Here is an 11,654-nt window from a genome sequence, read left to right as displayed (position 1 = left end):
TCGCCGCCGACCACGGTGCCGAGTTCGAGGCGCCCGTCATGGCCGCAAGGCGTGAGCCGCTGGAATGGTCGCAGACGGCCCGCCGTTCCCGTCCGTCACCGTGGCGCGGCGATGGAGGCGGCGAACTCCGCGACCAGACCGGCCGCTTTGCTCAGTCCGCCGTCGATGAACGCACGGATCAGCGGTGAGCCGATCACCACCCCGGCCACGCCCGGCCTGCGGACAACAGAAGCAGCCAGGGCGGGTGTGGAGACCCCGATACCGGTCATGACAGGAGTCGTCGGAGCCGCATGCCGGATGGACGCAACGAACGAGGAAAGTGCCTCCAGGTCCAGGCCGTCCGAGTATCCCGTGCGCTGTCCCGCGACCGCCGGGGCGTAGACGAAACCCGTGGCGGCCCGGCATGTGGCGGTCAGCTCGGCAGCCGACGCCTCACGGCCGGCCAGAAGAGGTGCGCTGATCCCGGCCCGGGCAGCGGCGGTCGCCCAGGCAGGGACATCTTCCGGGGGGACGTCGGGAATGAGGCATCCCGCAGCGCCCGATGCGGCCAAATCGTGGGTTGTGCGCTGCGGCCCGTACGCGAGGACCGTGGCCCAGTAGCTCATCACGACGACGGGCTTGCCGGTGATGGCGGACACCTGCCGCACCGTTGCGAGCGTGACCTCCATGCCGTGCTTCGCACGTCGTGCACGGCGATGGGCCGCGGCGATGGCCGGGCCGTCGAGCCACGGGTCTGCTGCTGGAGCACCTACTTCCAGCAGATTCGCACCACTTCGCGCGTAGGCGACGAGAACGTCCACGCCTGCGCGCTCATCCGGGAACCCCGCCACCGAGAAGGCGCCGAGGGCGGGCTGCTGCCGGCCCAGCACACCGGCCAGGCCGATGGCCCGGTTGCCTGCATCGGAGCTGGCAGTGCCACGTATGTCCATGTCGGACGTCATCGAAATTCCCCCGTGTTCCGGCCACTTGGACGGTCGGACGCGCTCAGCAGGTGGGCAGAAGCGGCGCACGACGCCGTGATCATGGCTGGTAATCGACGGGAAGGGCTACCCTCTTTCGTTGCGGGTCGGGATGCGGGATGTACTCCTTTTGGGTGATGCATGTTGACGCCTCTTGCCGCTCAGTGGGGCCTGTGGCTCACTGAGGTGTGAACCGGCGGGCTGCCCAACCCCGAGCCGGGGGAACGTTCAAACAGGCAGCGCTTGCCGGTCTTTTCTCTGTGCCCGGGGAAGGCCGCAGGCTGTGGAGTGCCCCTCTGTGGGGCCGAGGCCTGTGCGTCTGACCGTTCGCCGGGATCCGGCAGTTCTGACGCACGCTGACGCCGCCTGAAGAGCCCGAGAGAGCCCGGTGGCTTCGTCGCCGACTTCGGCGCCTGTCCCACGACACCGCAGCCGGGGTCCGGAAACAGGCCGATCACCAGGGTGACCTTCGGGGCGGGTGTGACACCACCGGCGATGAAGTCGGGGGTTTCGCTCGGTGTCCCGGTTCCCCGGCGGGCACCGCAGCCGGGCAGTGCCCGACGCCCGACACGCCTTCCACGGCGGGGCGCCCCCTCGTGGCGCTGGTGCCCCGTCACCTGCCCGCTTCCGGCGTGGGCTCCGGCCTCTTGGGCTGGGCCGGCCCGGTCAGAAGCCCGTTCCCAAGGCGATTGGAGCTGCCTGTGTCCGTCGATCTGTCTGTGCGAGCGCGCGCCAAGGCGTCCACGAGCGCCGCTGTTCCGGTCGCCACCATCCCGGTGGGTGACAGCCCGGCCCGGGTCGCCCTCGGCCGCATCGGCAGGGCGGGTTACGTGACGAACTTCGGCGCGGGCACGGTCACCGCCCTGGATACCGGGACGCGGACGGCCACCGCCACCATCACGGTGGGCTCGGGCCCCTGGGGCGTCGCCGTCGCCCCCACCGGGCTGGAAGCGTATGTGGGCAACTCCCTCTCCGGGACGGTCAGTGTGATCGCAACGGCTACGAACGCGGTCACAGCCACGATCGACGGCATCTCCGCACCGGCGGGCATCGCCTTCTCCCCCGACGGCGCCCGCGCCTACGTGGTCAGCCAGGACACCGGCAGCCTGGTCGTGGTGGACACGGCCACCCGCGCGGTCGTCACGACCGTGGCGGTGGGCAGCAATCCGTACGAGGTCGCGCTCTCCCCGGACTCCCCCCGCGCGTATGTCAGCGACTTGGCCGGCACCGTCACGGCCGTCGACACCAATGCCCTTACGGCCGTCGCCACGGTCGGCGGCTTCACGCAGCCGCGCGGACTGGCCGTCACGCCGGACGGCCAGCGGCTGTACGTCGCCGACCACGGCGGCGGCACGGTCGGCGTGCTGGACACCACCACGCTGACCGTCGCCACCACGATCGGCGGGTTCAGCGCCCCCGTCTCGGTGGCCATGGGCCCGCGGGGCGCCCTGGCCTATCTCACCGAGAGCGGCTCCGGCTCGGTCACGGCGATCAACCTCGCCACCAACGCCCGCGCCGCCACCGTCACCGGTCTGAGCGAGCCGGGCGGGGCCGCCGTCACCCCTGACAGCCGCCACATCTACGTGGCCGACACCGGCGCCGACACGGTCGGCGTCCTGAACATTCCGGTGGCCGTCTCCCCCGACCAGGGCCCCACTGGTGGCGGCACTCCTGTCCTCCTCAGCGGAAGCAACCTCCTCGGCGCCAGCCAGGTCCGGTTCGGGGGCCGCCCGGCCATCTCGTTCTCGGTGGTGGACGACGCCACCATCGCCGCCGTCGCCCCCGCGGGCACCGGCGTCGCTCCGGTCACCGTCACCGTCGCCGGCGTCGCCTACCCGGTCGGTTCGTTCTTCTATCTGGAGCCCCCGCGGATCAAGGCACTCTCCCCCGCCGCCGGTTCGAGGGCCGGAGGCAACACCCTCACCGTCACCGGCGTCGGCCTGTACACCACCCAGGAGGTACGCCTCGGCACCATCGGCGTGTACCCCACCGTCGTCTCCGACAGCCGGCTCGTCCTCACCGTGCCGCCCGCACCGTCCGGGTCCGCCGCCCGCACACCGGTGGTCGTGACCACCCTCGGCGGTGTCGCCAGCGGTCCCGCCTACACCTATCTCGACCTGTCCACGACCACCACGTTGACCTCTTCTCCGGAACTGCCTGCCGTCGGCGAGCCGGTCACCTTCACCGCGACCGTCGCTCCCGCCGCCGGGGGGGACGAGCACCCCGACCGGCGACGTCTGGTTCGACTTCGGCGACGGCACCGTCCCGGTCACCGCCGTGGTCGTGGACGGGGTCGCGAGAGCGACGCACACCTACACCAGTACCGGCGGCAGCCCGTACGCGCTCACCGCCGCCTACACCGGGGACGCCAACTTCGCCCCGTCGTCGGACTCGGCACAACAGGCCGTGGCCAAGGCCCCGACCTCCACGACCGTCCTCTCCTCCCCGGAGCCCTCCAACCCCGCCGCGTCCACGTCCGTCACGGCGCGGGTCGTCGTCGAAGCCCCCGGCGCCGGGCAACCGACAGGCACGGTGACCATCGACTTCGGCGACGGGACCCCGGCAGCCGTGCAGACCCTCGTGAACGGCGTGGCCACGGTCGACCACGTCTACCCCGCGGTGGAGAGCACCTACACGATCACCGCGTCCTACAGCGGAAACACCAACTACGCCGCCTCCACCGATGTCGCCACCCATCGGGTGCTGTCCGGAGTCCAGGCCACCACCACGACCGTGGTCTCCTCGCCGGACCCCTCGACGGCCTGGCAACCGGTGACCTTCACCGCCACGGTCACCCCCGTTTCCTCTGGGGTCCCTACCGGCACCGTCACCTTCAACTTCGGAGATGGCACGCCGGATGTCACAGTGCCCCTTTCGGTCGCGACCGCCGCCGTCAGCCACACCTACACCTCCGGTTCCGGCAGCCCCTACGCGGTCATCGCCACCTTCACCAGCGACGACGGAACGTACAGCTCCTCGGTCGGATACGACTTCCAAACGGTGACCGGCGCGCCGACCTCCACCACGGTCAGCTCCTCCCCCGAACCGTCCGTGGTGGGGCAGCCGGTGACCTTCACTGCGACCGTCACCCCGCACGCCGCGGAGGCCGCCGCACCAGGTGGCACGGTGATCTTCGACTTCGGCGACGGGACGGCACCGCTCGCCGCCCCGCTCGAGAACGGTACGGCGTTGATCGACCACGCCTACTCCGCCACCCCCGGCAGCCCGTACACGGTGACCGCCACCTATGACGGCAACGCCGACTTCACCGCCTCCTCGGGGACGGACACCCACACCGTGAACCGGGCGCCGACGAGCACCACACTGGCGTCCGTACCGAACCCATCCGTCGTGGGCGAGGCGGTCACCCTCACCGCCACGGTGGTGGCCGAAGCCCCCGGCGCCGGTACCCCCACCGGCACCGTCACCTTCGACTTCGGGGACGGCACCGCCCCCGTCGTCCTGCCCCTCACCGAGGCGGTTGCCACGACCGACCACACCTACGCGAGCGCCGGCGGCAGCCCCTACCAGGCCACTGTCACCTACGGCGGCGACGCCGACTTCGCCGCCTCAACCGGAACCGACACCCACAGGGTGCGCAGGGCGTCGATCACGACCACGGTGGCCTCGACGCCTGACCCCTCGGTGGTCGGCGAGCCGGTGGCCTTCACCGCCACGGTCGCGCCCGTCGCACCCGGCGCGGGCTCCCCCACCGGTACCGTCGTCTTCGACTTCGGTGACGGCACCGCCTCCGTCGTCCTGCCCCTCACCGGCGGCACCGCCACCACCACCCACGCCTACACCACCAGGACGGGCAATCCGTACACGGTCGTCGCCGACTACAGCGGAGACGTGGACTTCCTCCCGTTGCCCGGCACGAAAGTGCACACAGTGGAGCGGGCGTTGACCGCCACCACCGTGACCTCGGAGCCGGATCCCTCGGTGGTGGGCCAGCCGGTGACCTTCACCGCCACGGTCGCCCCTCTCGCACCAGGAGCAGGAACCCCCACCGGCACCATCACCTTCAACTTCGGCGACGGCAGCAACCCAGTCACCACACCCCTCACCAACGGCACCGCCACCGTGACCTATCCGTACCCCAGCCGGAGGAATGGCGGGGACATCGTCACTGCCGCCTACAGCGGTGACGCCGACTTCGTCGGCTCCAGCGGGACCGACACCCACACCGTCAACCGAGCACTGACCACCACCACCCTCACCACGGGACCGGACCCCTCCGTCGTAGGCCAGCCCGTCACCTTCACCACCACCGTCACCCCTCTCGCACCAGGAGCAGGCACCCCCACCGGCACCGTCACCCTCAACTTCGGCGACGGCACCAGCCCCATCACCACACCCCTCACCCACGGCACCGCCACCACCACCCGCCCCTACACCACCAGAACGGGCAGCCCCTACACAGTCACCGCCACCTATCACGAGACCTCGGCGTTCGCCGACTCCAGCGGAACCGACACCCACACGGTCAACCGGGCGCTGACCTCGACCACCGTGGCCTCGGGACCGGACCCCTCCGTCGTAGGCCAGCCCGTCACCTTCACCACCACCGTCACCCCTCTCGCACCAGGAGCAGGCACCCCCACCGGCACCGTCACCCTCAACTTCGGCGACGGCACCAGCCCCATCACCACACCCCTCACCAACGGCACCGCCACCACCACCCGCCCCTACACCACCAGCACAAGCAGCCCCTACACAATCACCGCCACCTACAGCGGAGACACCGACTTCGCCGACTCCAGCGGCACCGACACCCACACCGTCAACCGAGCACTGACCACCACCAACCTCACCACAGGGCCCGACCCCTCCGTCGTAGGCCAGCCCGTCACCTTCACCACCACCGTCACCCCTCTCGCACCAGGAGCAGGCACCCCCACCGGCACCGTCACCCTCAACTTCGGCGACGGCACCAGCCCCATCACCACACCCCTCACCAACGGCACCGCCACCACCACCCGCCCCTACACCACCAGAACAGGCAGCCCCTACACAGTCACCGCCACCTACAGCGGCAGCGATAGGTTCGTCGGCTCCAGCGGCACCGACGCGCATACGGTCGACCGGGCGCTGTCGGCCACCACCGTGGTCTCCTCCCCCGACCCCTCGGCCCCGGCGCAGAACGTGACCGTCGAGGCGACGGTCACCGCGGTCCCGCCCGGGGCGGGCACACCCACCGGTTCCGTCACCTTCACCGTGGGAAACCGCTCCCCCGTGGCCGTCCCGCTCATCAACGGCAGCGCCACCACATCCGTGAAGTCCCTGAACGTAGGCAAACACGGCATCATCGCCACCTACACCGGCAGCACGGGCTTCACCAGCTCCACCGGTACGGACACGCACACCGTCACGCCCTGACCCGCCCGCCCGACCCGGCCGCTTCCCGCCCGTCGGACACACGAGCAGGTCGGTGACGGCCGGTGCGTGCTGCTCGATGTCCGCGAGACGGCCGACTGGGAATCCGGCAGATCGGCCCTGCGGGAGCTGACCGGCATCGAACCGGCCGACATCGCCCGGCAATCGGGCCCCTCGGGCCCGGGGACGGCCAGCGGCTGCCAGGCGTGCGCCGTCCCCGGCCACCCATCCCAGAACCGGGACAGGAGAGGCTGATCATGCCATTTCAGTGCGGCACATCGGCGGCCATTTCGACATCGTCCGCGACGCTTCCTCCATCAAGCCGTACCGCGTGGATGCCGCCTACGACGGCACGGCAGCTGTGGGCTGAGAAGGCGGGGGCGATCGTCGAGTACCTCAAGTCCAGGCGCGGAGCGGGCCGGGAGCGCCGGCCCGCCCACCGTGGCGTCAGGCAGCCAGTGCTTCGCGGAGCGTCGATGGCTTGAGCGAGAAGGTGTCGCGGATATCGCTGTCGTCCACGATGAACGGACGCTCGGACATGTAGCTCATCTCGGTGAACTCCCGCCACAGCGGATCGGTGAAGGACAACAGCGTCATGTCCCGTTCGGTGAGCGGCTCCAGGCGCGGTTCGGGTGCTCCGTGGAGTTCGGCGAGTTGGGTCGCGGCCTGGCGCAGGGTCGTGGTGATGACGGGGGCGTGCCAGGCTCTCCCCCAGGCCCGTTCGTCACCACTGACCGCCACCAGCGCTGCTGCGACGTCCTCGGTGTAGGAGAACGAATGCGCCGCATCGGGGTTGCCGTGGACGAGAGCCAGTTCGCCGTCGCGGACTCGGGGTGCGACCAGCAGTGTGAACGCTGAGACTGCGCCTGGGCCCAGGTACTGGCCTGCTCGCACTTCGGTGACCCGCAGCCGCCCTTCATCATGGGCCTCTTTGGCCTGCCGCCACAGTTCGGCCCGCACCCGGCCCTTTCTGGTGTTCGGGACCATCGGGGTGCGCTCGGTGACCGGTCCGGTGGTCTGCTCGTAGCCGTAGTGGTTGCCGAGCATCACGTAGTCGGCTCCGGCCCGCTCGGTCGCGGCGAGTATCGAGGCGAACAGCGGCGGCATGGTCTCTGGCCAGGTCTGGTAGGCGGTCATGGCGGCGTTGAAGACCGTGGTTGTTCCGCCCAGTGCCTCGGCCAACTCGTCTGTACGGCACGCGTCCAGGGCGGTCCGTTCGATGCCAGGGTGGTCAGGACCACTGCCGCTGCGGGTGATGAGGCGGACCCGCCTGCCGCTGTCGGCCAGCTGCCTGGCGGTCGCGGCCCCGGTCGCGCCTGCCCCGATGACGACTGATTCACCCATGATCTTGTCTCCGTCCACCTTCAAAAATCGGACGCTTCCCCGGAGGGGAAGCCGTGGTTACGCGGAGGGCCCGTCCGCACGCCCAACTCTGCCGGGAGGCCGCAGGGTAGGGTCAGTGGCCTGAAAGTCACGAGGTCCAAGGATCCAGCCATGCATCGTGTCGCCGTCCTGGCGGTCCCCGCAGTCAAGCCGTTCGACCTGTCCATGCCCTCGACCCTGCTCGGCGCCGCCCGATCCGGCGGACACCCCAGCTACGAGGTGACGGTGTGCACCGCCACGCCGGGTACGGTCGGCGCCTCCGGTGGCATCGACGTAGTGATCCGGCACGGCCTTGAGGCGGTCGCGGCGGCAGACACGGTGATCGTCCCCTCGACCGCCAGTCGGCACGGCGCCGAGCCGGCCGCACTGGACGCCTTGCGGGAGGCGGCCGCGGCGGGCAAGCGCGTCGCCTCGATCTGCAGCGGCGCCTTCGTCCTTGCCCAGGCCGGGCTCCTCGACGGCCGCGTCGCCACCACCCACTGGGCTTTGGCCGAGGAAATGCAGCGCGCCTTCCCCTCGGTACGCGTGGACGCCGACCGGCTGTTCGCCGAGGACGGACCGGTCATCACCGGTGCGGGCTCGGCCGCCGGGATCGACCTGTGCCTGCACCTGATCAGCTCCGACTACGGCGCGGCCGTGGCCAACGCCGCGGCCCGTGCCGCCGTCGTCACCCCCGTCCGCCACGGCGGACAGGCGCAGTTCGTACAGACCCCGCTCCCGGCCCGGACCGACTCCCCGCTGGATGCGGCCCGCCTCTGGGCACTGCAGCACCTGGACCAGCCGATCTCTTTGCACCAGCTGGCCGGCCAGGCCAAGGTCAGTGTCCGGACCCTGACCCGCCGCTTCACCGACGAGACGGGTGTGACCCCCTTCCAATGGCTCCTCCAGCAGCGGCTGCTGCGCGCCCGCGAACTGCTGGAGACCACGGACCTCACCGTCGACCAGGTAGCCGGCCGCAGCGGCCTCGGCTCCGGCGAGTCGCTCCGCCAGCATCTGAGCCGCCAGATCGGCATGACCCCGGCCGCCTACCGGGCCGCCTTCCACCGCCCCAGCGTGAAGACCGGCCAGCGACCGCCCGGCCCGGTCCCGACCTGAAGGCTTCCTGGGCAACCGCTCGCGAAAACCCCGCCCGCCCGGCGGCCCACCTGCGGGCGAACACGCTTCATGAGTTGCAGCAAACGGCCCGATGCCGCAGACACCCTCATCAACGATCCGGGCACGTGAGCGACTGCCTCGAGCGCGTGGCACCACACGACAGTCCGGTGTCCACCTGCGCCGCGCCCGCGGACTCCCCCTGCCGGACCGGGAAGGGCAAAGCTGCCATCCAGTGAGGCTCGCCCCGCAGTGAGCTGCGACGGAATCGGACATATGAGCCAAGGGTGACAGCCCCCCCGTTCGGCCGGTCAGGCCCCTTCCGCGCTGTCAGACTCCTGAAAGAGGACGCCTGGGGGTGTGGCCATGGGCGATACGGAGGGGGCGTGAGCGAGCGCGGTAGAGCCGACCGTGCCGTTCCGGGCGAGTCGGGGCTGGGTGTGACGGACCACGGCGTCAACCGCGCACGCGTGGCAACGGGCGAGCACGCGCGGCGACGGGGGGCCGGCCGGTGGAGCGACAGTACGGCGATGAGCAGCGGCGCGACGACGGGCCGGCGAATGCGGTGCCGCGGCACGTAGCCTGCGTGATGGACGGCAACGGCCGCTGGGCTCAGCGGCGTTCGCTTCCCCGAACGGCAGGCCATCGGGCTGCGGAGAGCACCGTCATCGACATCATCGAGGCGGCCCGGGCAGCGGGAGTCGAGTGGCTCAGCCTGTACGCGTTCTCCACCGAGAACTGGAACCGTCCCGGCACCGAGGTCGACTATCTGATGCGTTTGGTCCGCCGGGTTGTGCGCAAGCATGCGCCGCTGCTGCTCGCCCGCGGCATCCGCTGCCGCTTCCTGGGGGCCGCAGACCCACGCATCCCCCGCGAACTGGCCCAGGACTTCGACGATCTGGCGACGCTGACCGCCGACAACCCGGGCATGACGCTCACCGTCGCCTTCGACCACGGCGGACGCCGAGACATCGTCGAGGCCGCCAGGTCGCTGATCCGCAACGGGATACCCGCCGATGATGTGACCGAACGGCTCTTCGCGGACCACCTGCCGTTCCCCGACACCCCCGACGTCGACCTCGTGATCCGCACCTCCGGCGAGCAGCGCATCTCCAACTTCATGCTCTGGCAGGTCGCCTACGCCGAGTGGGTCTTCCCCGAGGCGCACTGGCCGGACTTCCGGGCCCCTGACTTCCTCGGCTGCCTGCACGCCTACCGGCACCGTGACCGCCGCTTCGGCGGCGTGCCGCCCCAGACGAACGGAGACCCGTCATGACGACTGGAACCACGGGAACGGCCGACGAGGCACCCCTGTTCGGGCCGGAATCGCAGTTCCGCGCCTTCTTCGACGACCCGCGCTGGGCGCTGGCCATCATCCGCGCCACCGTGCTGGAGGCCGCCCACCCGCAGATCGGCGCCGCCCTCGCCGACAACTCCACGTTCGTCGCTCACCCCTGGCGTCGACTGCGCAACACCTTCCTCAGCATGCGGCGCATGCTCGACGCCGACCCAGCGGTACGCGAACGGGAGGCCGCCCGGCTCAACAGGCTGCACGCCCGCATGAGCGGCTCCGACTCCCGCGGCCGCGCCTACGACGCCATGGACCGCGCGACCCGCGCCTGGGTGGTGGCCACCCTCTACGAGAGCGCCGTCACCATGTGCCGGCTGAGCGGTCAGCCGCTCGACCAGGACACCATGGAGCACGTGTACACCGAGTACCGCGCCTTCCTCGCCGCGCTCGACGGCGACGCCGGGGAACTCCCCGAGGACTTGAACGACTTCTGGAGGTACTTCGACAGGGTCGTCGAGGACGAGCTGGAGAACACCGAGGCAGCCCGCATCATCCTCTACCGGCTCTTCGACCACCTGCCCGCCCCGGCACTGCTCGCCGGCGCGCCGACACTATGGGCGGCCGGCCGGGCCGTCGTCGGACCGCTCCTCGGCTCGATCACCGTCGCCTCGCTTCCCGAGCCCTACCGGCGCAGGGCCGGCCTGCCCGAGATGCCCGGCGCCACGACCCTCATGCAAGGCGCCTACCTCGCCGCCGGGCTCACCCGTTTCCTGCCCGAGGGCTGGATCAATACCGAAACCATCATCGAAGCCCTCTCCCTCCCACCCGGCAGCGACGACTCCCGCGCCCGGACCGTGACCGCGCTGCGCGCCCGCATGAAGCGGGCATCGGCCCTGCTCCGCCTCCTCACACCAGCGAACGGTGGCACTGGCCACGACCCGGCCCCGGCCGCCTCGACGGCCACCGGAGAGGGCCGACGCTCGGCGGAGGAGTTCTTCCGTCAGGTGCTGGACCAGACCGGCGACGGCCACCTCGACTGGCCCGACCTCGCCGCCATGGCGCGCGAACTGGCCACCCGCCTGGACCTGGACGAACCCGAGGAGACCCGGCTCTACGACGCCTTCGCCGCCTGGTGGCGCGAGCTCCAGGCCGCCCTCGACACGGACGGCGACGGCCGTGTCGGCGCCGACGAGTACGCCGCCGCCGTACCCTCCCTCGCCGGTCCCGCGCTCATCCGCGTCGCCGAGGTGCTCTTCGACGCCACCGACAAGGACGGCAGCGGGACCATCGACGCGGCCGAGCACCGGGCGCTCTTCCGCACCGCCTTCCACCGCGACCTCACCACCACCGAGGGCACCTACGACCGCAGCGCCTTCGTGGGCGACTTCCTCTCCTTCATGTCAGGTCGCCGCACGAACACCCCGTACGACCCCCTTCTCGCTGACGCCTGACTGTATGAGGGCACCACGTTGGTGACGCCTGCATGGAGTCGGGAGGCCGGAGATCGGTTCCCGGCGGCAATGTGCGGGCGATGGAGGCCAGCGCATGATCTT

At 70.8% G+C, this 11,654-nt stretch carries 9 protein-coding genes; 5 read left to right on the top strand and 4 right to left on the bottom strand.

What is annotated here, in order from left to right; genetic code table 11:
• Positions 1-95: 95 nt before the first annotated feature.
• The 3 genes from trpA to HC362_RS33465 form a co-directional block, all read right to left on the bottom strand.
• Positions 96-941 carry a tryptophan synthase subunit alpha gene (gene trpA / locus HC362_RS33475; protein WP_243088092.1) on the bottom strand — a complete coding sequence of 282 codons (846 nt, stop codon included), beginning with the start codon at positions 939-941 and terminating at the stop codon, positions 96-98.
• Between the two features lie 844 nt (positions 942-1,785).
• Positions 1,786-2,010 (bottom strand): hypothetical protein, encoded by a 225-nt coding sequence (locus HC362_RS33470; protein ID WP_243088091.1) that lies wholly within the window; start codon positions 2,008-2,010, stop codon positions 1,786-1,788.
• 27 nt (positions 2,011-2,037) lie between these two features.
• Positions 2,038-2,391, bottom strand: coding sequence for a hypothetical protein (locus HC362_RS33465; RefSeq protein ID WP_243088090.1), 354 nt, complete (start codon positions 2,389-2,391; stop codon positions 2,038-2,040).
• A 725-nt stretch (positions 2,392-3,116) separates the two neighbouring features.
• On the opposite strand from HC362_RS33465, the gene HC362_RS35005 reads away from it, so the two are divergent.
• Both HC362_RS35005 and HC362_RS33445 read left to right on the top strand, forming a co-directional pair.
• On the top strand, positions 3,117-6,338 hold the full coding sequence (locus HC362_RS35005; protein WP_347568547.1) for an Ig-like domain repeat protein: 3,222 nt from the start codon (positions 3,117-3,119) through the stop codon (positions 6,336-6,338).
• A 66-nt stretch (positions 6,339-6,404) separates the two neighbouring features.
• Positions 6,405-6,590, top strand: coding sequence for a hypothetical protein (locus tag HC362_RS33445; protein ID WP_243088089.1), 186 nt, complete (start codon positions 6,405-6,407; stop codon positions 6,588-6,590).
• A 192-nt stretch (positions 6,591-6,782) separates the two neighbouring features.
• On the opposite strand, the gene HC362_RS33440 is transcribed toward HC362_RS33445, so the two are convergent.
• On the bottom strand, positions 6,783-7,679 hold the full coding sequence (locus tag HC362_RS33440) for an NAD-dependent epimerase/dehydratase family protein (protein ID WP_243088088.1): 897 nt from the start codon (positions 7,677-7,679) through the stop codon (positions 6,783-6,785).
• Between the two features lie 150 nt (positions 7,680-7,829).
• On the opposite strand from HC362_RS33440, the gene HC362_RS33435 reads away from it, so the two are divergent.
• The 3 genes from HC362_RS33435 (at position 7,830) to HC362_RS33425 (ending at position 11,552) form a co-directional block, all read left to right on the top strand.
• Positions 7,830-8,813, top strand: a complete 984-nt coding sequence (locus HC362_RS33435; protein ID WP_243088087.1) for a helix-turn-helix domain-containing protein — start codon at positions 7,830-7,832, stop codon at positions 8,811-8,813.
• Positions 8,814-9,399: 586 nt separating this feature from the next.
• Positions 9,400-10,086, top strand: coding sequence for a polyprenyl diphosphate synthase (gene uppS, locus HC362_RS33430; protein WP_243088924.1), 687 nt, complete (start codon positions 9,400-9,402; stop codon positions 10,084-10,086).
• Entirely contained in the window at positions 10,083-11,552 is a 1,470-nt protein-coding gene (locus HC362_RS33425) for an oxygenase MpaB family protein (protein ID WP_243088086.1), read from the top strand. The genes uppS and HC362_RS33425 overlap by 4 nt, the downstream gene beginning before the upstream one ends.
• The last annotated feature ends 102 nt before the right edge of the window (positions 11,553-11,654 follow it).

Source organism: Streptomyces sp. 891-h, assembly GCF_022760275.1.
Lineage (GTDB): Bacteria > Actinomycetota > Actinomycetes > Streptomycetales > Streptomycetaceae > Streptomyces > Streptomyces spirodelae.
The sequence above is the reverse complement of the archived record's forward strand: the minus strand, read 5'-3'. Positions and strand labels throughout refer to the sequence as shown.